Annotated in this window: 16 protein-coding genes, 1 pseudogene and 1 riboswitch; of the genes and pseudogenes, 10 read left to right on the top strand and 7 right to left on the bottom strand. The window is 68.5% G+C overall.

Annotation, left to right across the window (positions count from 1 at the left end):
- Positions 1–311 precede the first annotated feature (311 nt).
- Positions 312–640: pseudogene (locus QZ588_RS09360) on the bottom strand (IS256 family transposase); the annotation flags it as partial.
- Positions 641–1,092: 452 nt separating this feature from the next.
- Positions 1,093–1,344 (bottom strand): Nif11-like leader peptide family RiPP precursor, encoded by a 252-nt coding sequence (locus QZ588_RS09355; RefSeq protein WP_295542044.1) that lies wholly within the window; start codon positions 1,342–1,344, stop codon positions 1,093–1,095.
- Positions 1,345–1,594: 250 nt separating this feature from the next.
- On the opposite strand from QZ588_RS09355, the gene QZ588_RS09350 reads away from it, so the two are divergent.
- From QZ588_RS09350 to moaD, 10 genes are all read left to right on the top strand, one after another.
- Positions 1,595–1,996 carry a transposase zinc-binding domain-containing protein gene (locus tag QZ588_RS09350; protein ID WP_295542042.1) on the top strand — a complete coding sequence of 134 codons (402 nt, stop codon included), beginning with the start codon at positions 1,595–1,597 and terminating at the stop codon, positions 1,994–1,996.
- Between the two features lie 197 nt (positions 1,997–2,193).
- A riboswitch (glycine riboswitch) is annotated at positions 2,194–2,308 on the top strand.
- A 246-nt stretch (positions 2,309–2,554) separates the two neighbouring features.
- Entirely contained in the window at positions 2,555–3,658 is a 1,104-nt protein-coding gene (gene gcvT, locus QZ588_RS09345) for a glycine cleavage system aminomethyltransferase GcvT (RefSeq protein ID WP_295542041.1), read from the top strand.
- A gap of 86 nt (positions 3,659–3,744) precedes the next feature.
- Complete coding sequence (gene gcvH, locus QZ588_RS09340; protein ID WP_295542039.1) at positions 3,745–4,137, top strand: glycine cleavage system protein GcvH; 393 nt, start codon at positions 3,745–3,747, stop codon at positions 4,135–4,137.
- Between the two features lie 122 nt (positions 4,138–4,259).
- Positions 4,260–5,627, top strand: coding sequence for an aminomethyl-transferring glycine dehydrogenase subunit GcvPA (gene gcvPA, locus QZ588_RS09335; protein ID WP_295542037.1), 1,368 nt, complete (start codon positions 4,260–4,262; stop codon positions 5,625–5,627).
- An 81-nt stretch (positions 5,628–5,708) separates the two neighbouring features.
- Positions 5,709–6,209 (top strand): thiol peroxidase, encoded by a 501-nt coding sequence (gene tpx, locus QZ588_RS09330; protein WP_295542034.1) that lies wholly within the window; start codon positions 5,709–5,711, stop codon positions 6,207–6,209.
- A gap of 115 nt (positions 6,210–6,324) precedes the next feature.
- Positions 6,325–7,785 (top strand): aminomethyl-transferring glycine dehydrogenase subunit GcvPB, encoded by a 1,461-nt coding sequence (gene gcvPB, locus QZ588_RS09325; RefSeq protein WP_295542032.1) that lies wholly within the window; start codon positions 6,325–6,327, stop codon positions 7,783–7,785.
- 86 nt (positions 7,786–7,871) lie between these two features.
- Positions 7,872–8,243, top strand: coding sequence for a diacylglycerol kinase (locus QZ588_RS09320; RefSeq protein WP_295542031.1), 372 nt, complete (start codon positions 7,872–7,874; stop codon positions 8,241–8,243).
- Positions 8,244–8,338: 95 nt separating this feature from the next.
- Positions 8,339–8,461 (top strand): hypothetical protein, encoded by a 123-nt coding sequence (locus QZ588_RS09315; protein WP_295542029.1) that lies wholly within the window; start codon positions 8,339–8,341, stop codon positions 8,459–8,461.
- 1 nt (position 8,462) lies between these two features.
- Positions 8,463–9,707, top strand: coding sequence for a gephyrin-like molybdotransferase Glp (gene glp / locus QZ588_RS09310; protein ID WP_295542027.1), 1,245 nt, complete (start codon positions 8,463–8,465; stop codon positions 9,705–9,707).
- Entirely contained in the window at positions 9,704–9,955 is a 252-nt protein-coding gene (moaD, locus tag QZ588_RS09305) for a molybdopterin converting factor subunit 1 (protein ID WP_295542025.1), read from the top strand. Before glp ends, moaD begins: the two co-directional genes overlap by 4 nt.
- Before the next feature lie 104 nt (positions 9,956–10,059).
- Here moaD and QZ588_RS09300 read toward each other — a convergent pair whose 3' ends face one another.
- From QZ588_RS09300 to bioH, 5 genes are all read right to left on the bottom strand, one after another.
- Positions 10,060–10,869, bottom strand: coding sequence for a trypsin-like peptidase domain-containing protein (locus tag QZ588_RS09300; protein ID WP_295542024.1), 810 nt, complete (start codon positions 10,867–10,869; stop codon positions 10,060–10,062).
- Positions 10,870–11,002: 133 nt separating this feature from the next.
- On the bottom strand, positions 11,003–12,244 hold the full coding sequence (locus QZ588_RS09295; RefSeq protein WP_295542023.1) for a D-alanyl-D-alanine carboxypeptidase: 1,242 nt from the start codon (positions 12,242–12,244) through the stop codon (positions 11,003–11,005).
- A 165-nt stretch (positions 12,245–12,409) separates the two neighbouring features.
- Positions 12,410–13,087, bottom strand: coding sequence for a dethiobiotin synthase (gene bioD / locus QZ588_RS09290; protein ID WP_295542021.1), 678 nt, complete (start codon positions 13,085–13,087; stop codon positions 12,410–12,412).
- The gene (gene bioC, locus QZ588_RS09285; protein WP_295542019.1) at positions 13,084–13,968 is read right to left on the bottom strand and encodes a malonyl-ACP O-methyltransferase BioC; all 885 of its coding nucleotides are present in this window, start codon (positions 13,966–13,968) and stop codon (positions 13,084–13,086) included. Before bioC ends, bioD begins: the two co-directional genes overlap by 4 nt.
- Positions 13,965–14,768, bottom strand: coding sequence for a pimeloyl-ACP methyl ester esterase BioH (gene bioH, locus QZ588_RS09280; protein WP_295542017.1), 804 nt, complete (start codon positions 14,766–14,768; stop codon positions 13,965–13,967). The genes bioC and bioH overlap by 4 nt, the downstream gene beginning before the upstream one ends.
- Positions 14,769–14,853 lie beyond the last annotated feature (85 nt).

The following is a 14,853-nucleotide window of genomic DNA, read 5'->3' as shown; positions in this document are numbered from 1 at the left end:
GCGGCCAATCTTCAGCGCCTCGAGCGCCGCGTAGCGCCGCCGGTGATCCTCCGGCAGCGACGCGTAGTAAAGCCGCATCGTGTCTTCATGCTCAGCGCCGTAGCCAGCAAACGCACTCATCGTGTCACCCCACTGCGTACCAAGACCCAAGGGTCGCGCTTGGACCTCGAGCAATCATTGCGTTAGCGCATAAAACCGATAGTTTTTTGCGAGCCCAACTGAGTACCTTGTTAGTGAACCGTTCCCTAGTAGACCCCCTTGAGGTAGAGCCATGGAATCAGTTTCCCAACGCTGCAGGCGCGCTTGAGTTACGGCAGCAGGAGCGCGGAGTGAACGCAGGCGCCGCCACCGATGCGCTCGTGCACCTTCGGCACCCGCACCTCGACGTCGCCCATACCAATCTGCACCGTGCGCTCAGGCAAGTCGCCGTTACGCACCACCGCCGGGCGCTCGTCGCCCCGAAGACGATAGGCGGCGTCGCTCAGGAACGCGGCCAGCTCCGCCGCCATGCCTCGGCGATCAGCCGTCGGGCGCCGTTGCTCAGCAGCGCACGCAGCGGGTCAGTTTTCTCGATCGCTGATTGTGAAAGAACGCTCAGCGTCGACTCGGACGTGGCATACCCACCTCTGCTGTCTGTAATCTTGGCGGTGATCAGTCAACCGGATACGCCACCTGGGGGAGCCGGTAGCGGGTCCGGACGGGAGGATGGGAGGCAACCGAGACGATCCCCTCCCGCTTCTCTTCCAGCCGACGGATCTGTGCCTCCAGCAGCTCCAACCTCTCCTCGGAGGAGACCATCGGCTCCGCGCCCTCCGCTCGCAGGAACCGGCGGATGTGCTCCGTGAAAGATGGCATGCCCGCAAGCTGAGCGCAGGGTGCGCCTAGATCACGATCAATATAGGAGCAACCGCCGGGGGGGGATCGCCACGCCCTCATCCCAGCTATACGAATACATTTCCTGGCTCCGCGAAAAAATCGGCTTCGCGGGGGAGAAATCAGCGAAAACCGAAGCCGTAGAATGCCAGAAGATTCGTCGGCGAGGGGCAGCGAGGGGTATGGGTAGGGTGCGATTGAGCGGCAGGACCGGTGCCGCTATAATCCACCACAAACGACATCATCAGTGCAATTCGCCGACCAAACTCCGCCTGCCGCATTCTCCAGTTCCTCATCACTGAGGCTCTGGATTCGGCCAGCTTGCTGGCGAATCAGCTCAGCCTGGGTGATCGAGAAACCTGCCTCCATGGCGATGGCCACAGGGTCGGCCCCCTCGGCCTTGAGCTTCTCCTGTAGGGAGGGGTCCTGTTGGACGGCTTCGAGGAATTGGGTGAGATCTTCTTGGGACATGGGTCGTTGGGTTAGGTATAGGTTGCTGTTGGACGGATAGGAAATTCAAGCCATCCTGAGCGCCCAGCTTAGCTCAGAAGGGGAGGATAGCGGGGGCGGGATGTGTGGTCAACACCAAACAGCGGGGCTGACGGGCGTCGGGGCGGTGTAGGCGGCTCCACGATCACGGCCGCAGGCCCACCGGAACCGGGGCGCCCGGCTAGACTGTATATAAATTCAGTCAAGCGCCGAATTCCAGCCGGATACCGACATGGCCGCCGCATCACCGGGATGCGGACCTACCCCGTACTGTCGCCGCCATCCCGAGCAAACCGTCCTCTACCAAGTCGTCCAGCAGCACCTGGAGACCTATCTGGCGCTCGCAGGGGAAGACGACTGGGACGGGCAGCGCGTGCCGGCCTACGTGGAGCGTGAGTTCCGCCACGACCTCGAATGCGGCATCCTCTCCTATGGTTTTGCGAGGGCCAGAGGCCCGGGCTGCGGGCATGACTTCCTGGTCGCCTTCTCGCGCAAAGGGCGCGGCCTGTGTCCGTCGTGCAACGCCCGGCGCATGGCAGAGACCGCGGCGCACCTGGTCGATCACGTCATCCCGCCGCTGCCGGTGCGCCAGCGGGTCCGCTCGGTGCCCAAACGGCTGCGCTGGCCGATTTGAGATCAGGCGGAGCGCGAGCCGCGGGCGCTCAGCGCCGTGCTACGCATTTGGTGTAGGCCGACACCTGGCCGCAGCTCGACGCATGGATCAAGCGTCGTTGGCTATCAGCCAGTCCGTCGGGCACCTGTTTCCCCTGCAGTTCCTAGTAAAACCCTCACTTGGCATCGCCGGGCGTGGCGTTTATAGTCATGCTCGGTTTCGGAGCCGCGGGAGAGACCGGTGACGTGCGGGGCAGCTTTGCCATCGCGCGCGCCGGCGCCGAAGGCGCAACACCGCCCGGAATCGCTCAGGCAAAAGGACCGCGGCACCCAACACCGACTCTGGAGAGCGGCCGACGCAGACGTTGATGCGCCGGCCCACCGACGGGGCAGCAGTGGCAAATGGCCCACCATCACACTGCGATGGGGCCAAAGCGTGCAAAGCAATCCGGCTGCGCATACAGGCCACCGCAAACTCTCAGGTTCAGGACAGAGGGGCGGCGTGCAGATTCGTGAGTCATCTGCGCGTGCGCGCATGTCCAACCTGCCGGCCTCGCGTCGGCGCGACCGGGAGGCCCGCATGGGTTCCAGAACGCCGCTCTACGACGCCCACATTGGCCTCAATGCCAAGATTGTTCCCTTCGGCGGCTGGGATATGCCGCTGCACTACGGCTCCCAGCTCGCAGAACATCATGCCGTGCGCCGCGGCGCCGGCGTCTTCGATGTCTCTCACATGCAACCGGTGGATGTCACCGGACCCGCCGCGAAGCCGTTCCTGCAATACCTGCTCGCCAATGACGTCAACAAGCTGCGCGAGCCCGGCCGCGCCCTCTACAGCTGCATGCTGAACGCGCGTGGCGGTGTCGTCGATGATCTGATCTGCTACTACCTGGCGCCGCAGCGCTACCGGCCGGTGGTGAATGCGGCGACTGCGGACAAGGATCTCGACTGGATGCGGGATCGGGCCAAGGGCTTCGATGTCGATATCACGCGCCGCGACGATCTCGCCATGCTGGCGGTGCAGGGGCCGAGCGCCCGCAACCTCGCAGAACCGCTCCTGCCGGCGTCCCTGCGCGACCGCGCCATGGCCCTCAAGCCGTTTCACGCCGCCGAAGGCGATGGCTGGCTCGTGGGCCGCACCGGCTACACCGGCGAGGACGGCTTCGAGATCATGCTGCCGGCGGCGGACGTCGGCACGCTCTGGCAAGGCCTCCTGCAGGCGGGTGTGGTGCCCTGCGGCCTCGGCGCCCGCGACACCCTGCGACTGGAGGCCGGCATGCATCTCTATGGCCAGGATATGGACGAGGAGACCGACCCCTTGTCCGCCGGTCTTGGCTGGACCGTGTCCTGGCAACCGCCGGAGCGCAACTTCGTCGGTCGTCAGGCGCTGCAGGCGCGGCGTGAGGCAGCGAGCCTGCCGCACTTCGTGGGCCTGCTGCTCACCACCCGCGGGGTGCTGCGTGCACATCAGCGGGTGCTGCACGCCGGCGTCCCGGTGGGCGAAATCACCTCGGGCGGCTTCTCGCCGACCCTGGAGCGCTCCATCGCCCTGGCGCGCATCGACGCCGCAGCCGCCGCGGCCGAGGGCACCGAAGTCGCCGTTGAGATCCGTGGCAAGGCGATGCCTGCGCGCGTCGTGCCGCCCTCTTTTGTGCGCAACGGCAAGCCCAAGATCACCGTCTGAGCCGGCGTGCGGGCGGACCACGGGACTGCCGCACCGCCGTCGTCCAGCGTCTCTGCATCCGCAACTGCCCCCAACAGGAGTCAGCCATGAGCGACATCCCGAACGACCTCCAGTACACCGAGTCCCACGAGTGGGTCCGCGACAACGGCGATGGCACCGTCACCGTCGGTATTACCGATCATGCCCAGGACGCCCTCGGTGATCTGGTGTTCGTCGAACTGCCTGAGGTGGGCAAGCAGCTCGCCGCCAAGGACGCTTGCGCCGTGGTTGAATCGGTCAAGGCGGCATCCGATATCTATGCGCCAGTGGCGGGCGAGGTCGTGACAGTCAACGAGGCGCTCGGCGATACCCCCGAGACCATCAACTCCGACCCCTACGGCGAAGGCTGGATCTTTCAGCTCAAGCTCGCCGACACCGATGCCGACGCGGGCCTGTTCGACGCCGAGGAGTACCAGCAGGTGGTTGAGGACGAGGCCTAGCGCGCCGCCGCCGCACCCATCCCGCCGGGGTGGGACCAACCAAAAAGCGGACCAGCATCCCGCCCAATCAGGCCCCGGCGCCCACTGGCCGGGGTCGGTGACGACCAGCAGCGATCGTAATCATGCCGTTCATACCCCACACCGACACCGACGTCACCGAGATGCTCGCCGCCATCGGCGCCGGGAGCATCGACGACCTATTCGATGAAATCCCGCCGGAGCTGCGTGCCCAGGGGCTCGACGGCATTCCCGCCGGCCTGTCCGAGATGGACGTGACGCGCCTGATGCAGGGCCGCGCGCGCACGGACGGCCAGCCGTTGTGCTTCATCGGCGCCGGTGCCTACGAACATCATATTCCCGCTGCGGTGTGGCAAATCACCACCCGTGGCGAGTTCTACAGCGCCTACACCCCCTACCAGGCGGAAGCCAGCCAGGGCACACTCCAGGTACTCTACGAATTCCAGTCCATGATGACGGCGCTGACCGGCATGGACGTCTCCAACGCATCGCTCTACGACGGCGCCTCGGCGCTGGCGGAGGCGATGCTGATGGCGGTGCGTGCCAACCGCAAGAGCAAGAGCCAACGGGTGCTGATCCCCAAGGCACTGCACCCGTCCTATCGCCGCACCGCCCGTGGTCTGGTGGGCAACCAGGGCATCGAGCTGGTGGAAGTGGATTTCGACCGCGAGACCGGCCGGACGCCCGTGGCTCAATACGAAGCCGCAGCCGCGGATGGTGAGTTCGCGGCACTGGTGGTCCCGCAGCCCAACTTCTTTGGCGCGCTCGAGGACGTTGACGCCATCACCGACTGGGCGCACCAGCGCAATATGCTCGCCATCGGCGTCGTCAACCCGGTGGCCCTGGCGCTGCTGAGCCCGCCGGGAGACTGGGGTGACGCGGGTGCCGACATCGCCTGCGGCGAGGGTCAGCCGCTCGGGATGCCACTCGCCTCCGGCGGGCCCTATCTCGGTTTTCTGACCTGCAAGCAAGACTTCGTGCGCCAGTTGCCCGGGCGCATCGCGGGCAAGACATTGGACGCCGACGGCAAGGTGGGCTACACGCTGACGCTACAGGCGCGCGAGCAGCACATCCGCCGATCCAAGGCCACGTCGAACATCTGCACCAACCAGGGCCTGCTGGTGACGGCGGCCACCATCCACATGGCCATTCTCGGCGCCGACGGTCTCGAGCGCGTCGCCGCCAGCTGCCATGCCAACACCCGTCGGCTCACCGAGCTGCTCTGCGAAATCCCGGGAGTCGAGCCGCTGTTCGACGCGCCGGTCTTCCATGAGCAGGCGCTGCGGCTGCCGGCGCCCGCCGCCCGGGTGCTGTCCGCACTGGCGGCGGATGACATCCTCGGCGGCTTCGACCTCGGCGCCGAGTATCCGGAGCTGGACCCGGCGGTACTGGTCTGCGCAACCGAAATGCGCACGGACGAGGACATGATGGCCTTCCGCGACAAACTTGCATTGGCTTTGCGTCACGCGTGAAGAGGACAGCGCGCCTGTCTGCAACCGCGTGACTTGACCCTCGCGCGCCCCCCAAGCCGCCTCTCCCAGGAGACCACGACCATGGCCCAGACCGCACTCCAAGGCAGCCCAGTCAACCTGGCCGGCGAGCTGCCCGCCGTTGGCAGCCCCGCACCGGACTTCACGCTCGTCGACAAAGATCTCGGTGATCAGTCCCTGGCGGACTTCGCCGGCAAAAAAGTGCTGCTCAACATCGTACCGAGCCTGGACACGCCGGTTTGCGCCACATCCACCCGCAAGTTCAACGCCTCCTTCGCCGGACGCGACGACGCCGTCTGCCTCGTGGTGTCGGCGGACCTGCCCTTCGCCATGGGCCGGTTCTGCAGCACCGAGGGTCTCGAGAACGTGCATCCGCTGTCTATGATGCGGTCGAAGAACTTCGCCAAGGACTACGGCGTGCTCATCGCCGACGGCCCGCTCGCCGGCATCACCGCCCGCGCAATCGTCGTCGTCGATGAAAACGGCAACGTCGGCTACACCCAGCTGGTGCCGGAGATCGGTGAGGAGCCTGATTACGATGCGGCGCTGCAGGCGCTCGGCTGAGCGTCGATCGAGCCGGTGTCGTGGCGCCATCGCACGGCACAGCATGCGGCATGACCGACAGCGCTGAGCGCAGCCCGGATTTCACCGCCCCAACGAACCGAAAGCTGAGCATCCCATGCTGATTCAAGAGCAATCCCGCCCCGGCCGCACGGCCCCCGCGCAAGCCCCCCTCCACATGGCCGACGTGTCGGATCTGCCGGCCGGCCTGCGCCGCCAACGCCGCGCCGCGCTGCCGGAAGTCTCGGAGCTGCAGGCGGTGCGCCACTACACCCGCCTGTCGCAGCAGAACTTCGCCATCGACACGCACTTCTACCCGCTTGGCTCGTGCACCATGAAGTACAACCCGCGGGCCTGCAACAGCCTGGCCTCGCTGCCGGGCTTCCTGGCCCGCCACCCGGCGGCGCCCGAGAGCCACAGCCAGGGCATCATGGCCTGCCTGCATGAGCTGCAGGACATGCTGAAGATCGTCACCGGGATGCATGCGGTGTCGCTGGCGCCCGCCGCCGGGGCCCAGGGTGAGCTCGCCGGCGTAATGATGATCCGCGCCTACCACGACGCCCGCGGCGACCATGCGCGCCGTGAGATCCTGGTGCCGGATGCCGCCCACGGCACCAACCCGGCGTCGGCCATCATGGCCGGCTTCACGGTGCGCGAGATCCCCACCGGCAGCAATGGCGACGTCGACATCGCCGCGCTGCGCGACGCCGTGGGGCCGCAGACCGCCGGCATCATGCTCACCAACCCGAGCACCGTCGGCGTCTTCGATCGCAACATCCAGGCCATCGCCGAGACCGTCCACGAGGCCGGCGGGCTCCTGTACTACGACGGCGCCAACCTGAACGCCATCCTGGGCAAGGTGCGCCCCGGCGACATGGGCTTCGACGTCATCCACATGAACCTGCACAAGACCTTCTCGACGCCCCATGGCGGCGGCGGTCCGGGTGCGGGCCCGGTGGGTGTCTCCAAGCGCCTGGAGCCCTATCTGCCGGTGCCGCTGGTGATCAGGGACGGCGATGCCTACCACTGGCAGGTGGAGTCCGACCGCCCCGAATCCATCGGCCGCATGACCGCCTTCGGCGGCAACATGGGCATCCTGCTGCGCGCCTACATCTACGCCCGGCTGCTCGGCGCCGAGGGCATGCGCCGGGTCTCGGAGTACGCCACGCTCAACGCCAATTACCTGCTCGCCCGGCTCAAGGCGGCCGGCTTCACCGCCGCCTACCCCGAGCGTCGCGCCAGCCATGAGTTCATCGTGACGCTCAAGAAAGAGGCCAAGGAATACGGCACCAACGCCATGGACTTCGCCAAGCGTCTGCTGGATTATGGCTTCCACGCCCCCACCACCTATTTCCCGCTGCTGGTGCCCGAATGCCTGCTGGTGGAGCCCACGGAGAGCGAGTCGAAAGAGTCCTTGGACGGGTTCGTCGAGGCCATGACCAAGATCCGCGCCGAGGCCCAGGACAACCCCGACACGCTCAAGCAGGCCCCCTACACCCTGCCCGTGCGCCGGCTCGACGACGTGCGCGCCGCCCGGCAACTGGACCTGGCGTGGAAGCCTGCGCAGGTGGAGGGCTAACGCCCGGAGTCGTCCGGGCTGGGTGTCGCGGCTGAGCACGCCTGCAGCATGCGTCCAGCCGCCCTGCGCCACCCAAGGCAAGCACGATGGCCAACCGCAACGTCCATGGCTGGAAACGCGTCCTCTACGCCTTCGGCTATTCCATGAAGGGACTCAAGGCCTGCTACGAGGGCGAAGAGGCCTTCCGCCAGGAGCTGCTGGTCCTGATCCCGCTGCTGCCGCTGGGGCTGTGGCTCGGCGAGTCGCCGGTGGAGCGTGCCATGCTCGTGGGCAGCCTGCTCATGGTGCCCATCGTCGAGCTGCTGAACTCCGCCATCGAAGCCAATGTGGACCGCGTCGGCACCGAGCGCCATGAGCTCTCGGCGCGGGCCAAGGACATCGCCTCCGCGGCGGTGTTCACCAGTATCCTGTACGCGGCGGCGGTCTGGCTGCTGATCCTGGTGCCGAAATGGCTGTGACGCGCCGCGCTGCTTTTGGGGGAGCGCACGCTTGACCTCAACCGCGTAACCGCCCAGATTCAGCGAATCCCAGTGCCGACCAAGCCGATGCCCGCATGAGCCGAACCCCAGACGACGCCCCCTTCCGGTCGCCGCCCATCGCAGTGCTCACCGTCTCCCAAAGCCAAACCCGGTCCCGCGACTTCGCGCCGCCCACCGCGCGCTTCGGCGAGCACTGACATGGCCGGTGCCCACGACTGTGGCGATCCCGGCCGGGCCATGCACTCCGTCGAGGCGGCCCTGGCGCTACTCCTGGCCGAGGCGCGCCCGCTCACCGACAGCGAGCCCGTCCCGCTGGTCGGGGCACAGGGTCGCGTGCTCGCCTCCAGCCTCGTCAGCCCCGGCGACCAGCCCGCCTGGGACAGCAGCGCCATGGATGGCTATGCCCTCCGCGCCGCCGACGCCGCACAGGGCCCGCTCCCCGTCTCCCAGCGCATCCCCGCCGGCGCCATGGCCGAGCCGCTGGCGCCCGGCACCGCCGCGCGCATCTTCACCGGTGCCCCGGTACCGGCGGGCGCCGACACGGTGGTGGTGCAGGAGGCCTGCGAGCGCCTCGGCGACGGCCGGGTGCAGCTCCCGGCGGCGGTCGACGCCGGCCACAACATCCGCTATCGGGGCGAGCGACTGCGCGCCGGCGATGCAGTGCTCACGCCGGGTGTGCGATTGGGGCCCCAGCACCTCGCCCTGGCCGCCTCCGTAGGGGCCACAGTGCTGCATGTGCGCCGGCGGCTGCGGGTGGCCATTGTCGCCAGCGGCGACGAGCTGGTGGAACCGGGAGAGCCCCTCGGGCCCGGCCAAATCTACAATTCCAATCGCACCCTCTATCAGGCCCTGCTCGCGGGTCTCGGCTGCGAGATCATCGATCTCGGCATCGTCCCCGACACCCTTGCGGCGACCCGAACCACCCTCGCCGACGGCGCCGAGCGGGCCGATTTGGTGCTCGCCAGCGGCGGCGTCTCCGTGGGCGAGGAAGACCATGTGCGCCCGGCCGTGGAGGCACTCGGTCGGCTCGACCTCTGGAGCATCGCCATACGCCCGGGGCGGCCCCTCGCCTTTGGCCATATCGGGGAGACGCCCTTCATCGGCAGCCCGGGCAATCCGGTGTCGCTGTTTGTGACTTTCTGCCTGTTCGCGCGGCCCTTCATTCAGCGTATGCAGGGGCTGGAGCCGCTACCAACCCCGAAGCGCATCCACGCCACCGCCGGCTTCGACTGGCCGAAGCCGGATCAGCGTCGCGAATACCAACGCGCTCGATTGATGGTCGACGCCACCGGCCATGCCCGGGTCGAGGTCTTCGCCAGCCGCTCCTCCGCGGACCTCAGGTCGCTGACCTGGGCAAACGGTCTGGTGGAGCTGATGGAGGGCCAGACCTTGCGTGCCGGCGACCCGGTGGCATTCATTCCTTTGACGGAGCTTCTGTCATGATCCGTGTGCGCTACTTCGCAAGCCTGCGCGAGGCCCTGGGCACCGCCGAAGAGACCCTGTCCGCCGCGCACGCCGGCAGCGTGGCGGCGATTCGCGCCCAGTTGTGCGAGCGCGGCGGCCCCTGGACCGCAGCCCTGGGCGATGACCGTCGCCTGCTCACCGCCGTGAACCAGCAGATGGCACAGCCCGACACGCCGGTCGCAGACGGTGACGAGCTGGCCTTCTTTCCGCCGGTCACCGGCGGCTAGGGCATCCTGCGGCCCCTGCGTGCATCCCGGCGCCCGAGGCTGAGCACGGGCATCACGTCAGCGCGCCCGCGAGATCGGACGCCGCCGGTATCCGTCTGCAAGGGTCAGCGCTCCAGGATTTGCCGCACCGCCCGTTGCACCCGATTGGCGGGCACCGAAAACCCGATGCCGACGTTGCCGCCGCTCGGACCGATGAGCGCCGTGTTGATGCCGACGATGCGTCCCGCCAGATCGATGAGCGGACCACCGGAGTTGCCGGGATTGATGGAGGCATCGGTCTGGATGAGCTCCCCCAGACTGTCGTCGGCGATGCCCGTGCGGCCGACGGCACTGACGATGCCGGAGGTCACGGTCTGTCCCAGGCCGAAGGGGTTGCCGATGGCGAGCACGAAGTCCCCCACCTCCAGCGCGTTGGAGTCGGCGAAGCCCAGATCAGGCACGTCCAGGGGCATGATGCGCAGCACCGCGACGTCCGTGCCCGGATCACGACCGATGAGCCGGGCCTTGAAGCTGCGCCGGTCCTTGAGCGTGACGGTGATGTCCCGGGCGTCTTCGATGACATGGGCATTGGTGAGCACGAGGCCGCGGTGGGCGTCGACGATGACACCGGAGCCGACACTCTCGCGTCGGCGCAATTCCTCGGACGTCGGCGGCTCGATGTCGAACTGCTCGAGAAATTCCCGGAAGGCCGGGTCTTCCAGAAAGGGGTGGTCTGCCAAGTTGACCTCGGAGATCACGGCGACGTTCACCACCGCCGGCGTCACCCGCTTGAGCAACGGTGCCAGCGATGGATAACCGCCATCACGCTTCCAGTAGAGGGCGCCGCCGCCGACAACGGCCGGCAGCGGCCTCGCGGCCGCATCCACCGGCTCCCGCACGGGCAGATCCGGACCGGCGCAGCCCACAAGAAGCATCAGCAGCCATGGCGCCAGGGCCGATCCGATCGGGCGCCGCCGACCAGACCGACGCCAGCCACGGGGCCGGCGTTGCGCGCGCCCGACGCCGATGACGCCATGGTCCTGGCGAGTCGCTCGCACCGCTGCCGGCTCAGTACCGCGCCAGTCTCGGTGCCGTCGCCAGCGCACTGGCCACCTGATGACGGAAACCATAGGCCACCGGCTGGTTGATGAGCAGGCTGAAGGCTGCCCAGCCGCCGTCCCGGCGCACCCAGCCGGCATAGCAGCTCACTCCGGAGAGGGTACCGGTCTTGGCGCGGACATTGGGGTTGCCATCCTGCACCGGTACCAGCTGGCGGTAGGGCACCATGGCGTCGAGCACGTCGATGAGCTGGCGCCCGCTCAGGCGGTTGCCGCGGGAGAGGCCGGCGCCATCTTCGATGGTGAAGCGGTCCCAGCCGAACTGACGCCGCGCCCACGCCTCCATGGCCCGCTGCGATTGCGCCATGCTACTCACCCCGCCGCGCTCGCCGAACAGCAAAAAGAGATCGTTGGCGATGAAGTTGGTGGAATACTCCAGCATGTTCTCCACCACGGTGGCCAGGGGGCGGCCGTTGCGGTGGACCAGCAGGACGTCGGCCCCATCCGGCACACGCCCGACGCGCACGTCGCCGGTCACGCGCACGCCGGCGGCTTCGAGCTTCAGCGCCAGCAGCTCGCCGAAGTGGCTGAGCGCATTGTCACGGCTCTGCAGGTTGATGCGGTGCTCGCCGGTGCCCATGCGCATCCCCAGGCGGCGCGCCGTGGGCGTGAGCCCGGTTTGCGCCTCGGCACTGCGTACGCGGCCGCCGGCGACACGGACGTTGACCGTATTGAAGTTGACCGCCAGCGCCGTCACCGGGGCGTCGTAGGGGTTGTGGCTGGACGCCCGTCCCGGGATGCGGTCCCCCGCGACGAACAGCGTATCGTCCAGGCCGATGCCGTTGACAGTGCTCAGCCCCTGGCGCCGCAGGGCGCGCACCGCCTGCTCCAGCTCTTCGGAGACGAGGTAGGGGTCCCCCCGCCCCACCACCCAGAGCCGACCATCCCGCCCCCGCCGGAATTCCGTCGTGAAGCGGTGGTCCAGGCCCCAGCGCTCGATGGCGGCGAGCGCCGTCAGCAGCTTCATGGTGGATGCCGGCACCATCCCCCGATCGGCATTGTCGGCGATGACGGTGCGATCGTCCTCAGCCACCACCAGGCTGGCGTTGCCCAGGGCGAGCGCCTGGCCGATGGGATCGGCTTGCGTGCCGGTGGCAGCCAGCCAGAGCGCGACGGTGCCGAGCACCAGGGCGGCGCGGCGGCGTGCGGCCCTGGGCGCCGCGAAACATTGGCACGGGGTCGGGGCAGACATGACTTGACTCCTAACGGGGCACCTTGCGGGCGCAGCCACAGATGGCCGTGACCGCCGGGCGTGCGTCTACATCCGGCGCGGCGACGCTTGATTGCGCTTGAGCTTAGCACGTGGCGGCCCTGCCACATCGGCTCGCCGGTGCGGCTCAGCCGTGGGCGGCGGCGATCAGCGCAGCAGCGGTTCCAGACTCAGGTATTCGGCGACGACGTCGGGCTTCGGCAGGTCGAGGCGGGGCACGACGCCAAGCGTCGGCGCGTCGATGAGCGCGGCCAGGGTGGCGATGTTCTCGTCCCGGGCCTGCATGTCGGGGTCGATCTCGTTGGCGACCCAGCCCAGTAAGCGCACGCCGCGGGCGCGGATGCTCTCGGCGGTGAGCAGACTGTGATTCAGGCAGCCGAGCCTGAGCCCCACCACCAGCACCACCGGAATATCCAATGCCTCGGGCAGGTCGCTCACCGCCAGGGCCGGTCCCAGCGGCACCCGCCAGCCGCCGACGCCCTCCACCACCACCCACTCGGCACGCCGCGCAAGGGCGGTATAGGCCTCGCGGATACGACCGAGCCGGATATCCACGCCTGCCTGACCGGCAGCGATGTGTGGCGCGATCGCCTCTGCCAGGGCGAAGGGGTTCACCTCGTCGTAGGGCGCATCGACGCCGCCGGCCGCCAGCAGCTTGATGGCGTCGTCGGACTGGAGTCCGTCGTCGCCGGGTGTGCAGCCGGAGGCCACCGGCTTCATGCCCGCGGCACTGATGCCCCGGGCCTTGAAGGCCGCCAGCAGGCCCGCCGCAATCTCGGTCTTGCCGACGCCGGTGTCGGTGCCGGTGATGAAGAGACCGCTCATCCCCGCCCCCCCGCCGCCTTGTGCGGGCGCACCACGGCCGCGAGCGGGATGGCAACACCGTCATCGGTGACGAACTGCGGCTGCGCCTTGACCGCGACCCAGGCGTGGCCATGCACCACCTCGTAGGTGGCGGGCAGGTGCCCGTCCCGACGCTCGCGCTCGTAGGCCGCGGCCAGCGCCGCCAGCCGCCGGCGCCCGGTGAGCCCCCGCGGGCGCCCCGCCAGGGCATTGCGTGCCCCCAACTGCTTCAAATCCCGCATCAGGCCACCAATGTCGGCATAGGTGAGTGTCATGCGCTCCACATCCATCACCGGGTCTGCGAAGCGCGCGCGCACCAGGGCATCGCCGATGTCGTGCATATCCAAGAACGGGCTGACGTGCTCGCCCGGATCCACGGCGGCCCAGGCGGCGCGCAACTCCTTCAGGGTATCCGGACCGAAAGTGCTGAACAACAGCAGTCCGCCCGGGCGCAGCACCCGCAGCAGCTCGCGAAAGGTGGCATCCAGGTCGTTCACCCATTGCAGCGTCACGCTTGAGAACACCAGATCCACCGAGTCATCCGCCAGCGGCAGCTGCTCGGCGTCGGCGCAGACCACCCGCGGTCGGTTCAGCCAGTGCCCCCGGCGCCGGGCCCGGGCGAGCATGCCGTGGGCAAAGTCGAGCCCGATGACTTCCGCCCGGCGATAGCGCTTGGCGAGGCGCTCCAGGGCCACGCCGGTGCCACAGCCCAAATCCAACACACGCTGTGGCGTGAGACGGATGTAGTCGAGCCGCTCCAGCATGCGCTCGCCGATCTCGTGCTGCAGCACGGCGACGGCGTCATAGCCGGCGGCGGCGGCATCGAAGGCGCGGCGGGCGGCCGTTTTGTCGATGGCGTTCATAGCCCGATGCTATCCAGAAACTTGATCATGGCCGCGGCGGTCGCACCGCCGTGGGAGAGCCAGGGGGCATGGGCCGCCCCCGCCAGCACCTGCATCCGGGCCTCGGGCATCAGCAGGGCCACGCGTTCGGCGGCGGCGGCCGGCACCAGCGTGTCACGCTCGCCGAACAGCCATAATGTCGGCGGGCGGATGTCCGGCAGCGGCCCGCGCAGGTCCTCCTCGCGCAGCAATTGCAGCCCCTGAGCCAGCGCCGCCGGGTCCGCGGCGGGTTGTCCCGCCAGTCCCGCGCGCAGCCGTCGCAGCAGCGCGCGGGCGTCATCGGCACCTCGGACCTGCAGGGCGAGGAAGCGTTCCAGTGTGCCCTGCGGATCTGCAAGCAGGCCATCGTGGAACTGTCCGAGCGTGCCCTCGGGGACCGCCACCTGCCAGTCCACGGCGCGCACGAAGCGGGGGGTCGCCGCCAGCAATACCAGCGCCCTGACGCGATCCGGCGCCAGCCGCGCCGCCTGCAAGGCCACGAGCCCGCCCAGGGACCAGCCGAGCCAGACCGCAGGGGTATGGTCGCCCGCGGGCGAGCGCGCGCTGACCTGGTCCAGGCAGGCCTGCGCCCAATGGTCCAGGGACCATTGCCCGGCGGAGAACGGCGCTCCGCCATGGCCCGGCAGATCCACGGCCAGGGGCGCGAAGCGCTGGGTGATCGCCTCCGGCAGGCCGGCCCAGACACCGGCGTTCATGCCCCAGCCATGCACCAGCACCAGGGGTGTGCGTACCGGTTGATGGGTGCTCGAGGCGACCTTCATCCGCTCATCTCCCGCCGACGCTGCCCCGCGTTCCAACGCTCACGCCGCTTGTCATCGTCGACGCTCCCCCGCGACGACGCCCCCA

The organism is uncultured Thiohalocapsa sp., assembly GCF_913062725.1.
Lineage (GTDB): Bacteria > Pseudomonadota > Gammaproteobacteria > Chromatiales > Chromatiaceae > Thiohalocapsa.
The sequence above is the reverse complement of the archived record's forward strand: the minus strand, read 5'-3'. Positions and strand labels throughout refer to the sequence as shown.

What these genes read in the sequence shown, in the direction of transcription:
- QZ588_RS09355 (WP_295542044.1), bottom strand. Translation starts at nt 1,344, where the DNA reads ATGTCCCAAGAAGATCTCACCCAATTCCTCGAAGCCGTCCAACAGGAC.
- QZ588_RS09350 (WP_295542042.1), top strand. Translation starts at nt 1,595, where the DNA reads ATGGCCGCCGCATCACCGGGATGCGGACCTACCCCGTACTGTCGCCGC.
- gcvT (WP_295542041.1), top strand. Translation starts at nt 2,555, where the DNA reads ATGGGTTCCAGAACGCCGCTCTACGACGCCCACATTGGCCTCAATGCC.
- gcvH (WP_295542039.1), top strand. Translation starts at nt 3,745, where the DNA reads ATGAGCGACATCCCGAACGACCTCCAGTACACCGAGTCCCACGAGTGG.
- gcvPA (WP_295542037.1), top strand. Translation starts at nt 4,260, where the DNA reads ATGCCGTTCATACCCCACACCGACACCGACGTCACCGAGATGCTCGCC.
- tpx (WP_295542034.1), top strand. Translation starts at nt 5,709, where the DNA reads ATGGCCCAGACCGCACTCCAAGGCAGCCCAGTCAACCTGGCCGGCGAG.
- gcvPB (WP_295542032.1), top strand. Translation starts at nt 6,325, where the DNA reads ATGCTGATTCAAGAGCAATCCCGCCCCGGCCGCACGGCCCCCGCGCAA.
- QZ588_RS09320 (WP_295542031.1), top strand. Translation starts at nt 7,872, where the DNA reads ATGGCCAACCGCAACGTCCATGGCTGGAAACGCGTCCTCTACGCCTTC.
- QZ588_RS09315 (WP_295542029.1), top strand. Translation starts at nt 8,339, where the DNA reads ATGAGCCGAACCCCAGACGACGCCCCCTTCCGGTCGCCGCCCATCGCA.
- glp (WP_295542027.1), top strand. Translation starts at nt 8,463, where the DNA reads ATGGCCGGTGCCCACGACTGTGGCGATCCCGGCCGGGCCATGCACTCC.
- moaD (WP_295542025.1), top strand. Translation starts at nt 9,704, where the DNA reads ATGATCCGTGTGCGCTACTTCGCAAGCCTGCGCGAGGCCCTGGGCACC.
- QZ588_RS09300 (WP_295542024.1), bottom strand. Translation starts at nt 10,869, where the DNA reads ATGCTTCTTGTGGGCTGCGCCGGTCCGGATCTGCCCGTGCGGGAGCCG.
- QZ588_RS09295 (WP_295542023.1), bottom strand. Translation starts at nt 12,244, where the DNA reads ATGTCTGCCCCGACCCCGTGCCAATGTTTCGCGGCGCCCAGGGCCGCA.
- bioD (WP_295542021.1), bottom strand. Translation starts at nt 13,087, where the DNA reads ATGAGCGGTCTCTTCATCACCGGCACCGACACCGGCGTCGGCAAGACC.
- bioC (WP_295542019.1), bottom strand. Translation starts at nt 13,968, where the DNA reads ATGAACGCCATCGACAAAACGGCCGCCCGCCGCGCCTTCGATGCCGCC.
- bioH (WP_295542017.1), bottom strand. Translation starts at nt 14,768, where the DNA reads ATGAAGGTCGCCTCGAGCACCCATCAACCGGTACGCACACCCCTGGTG.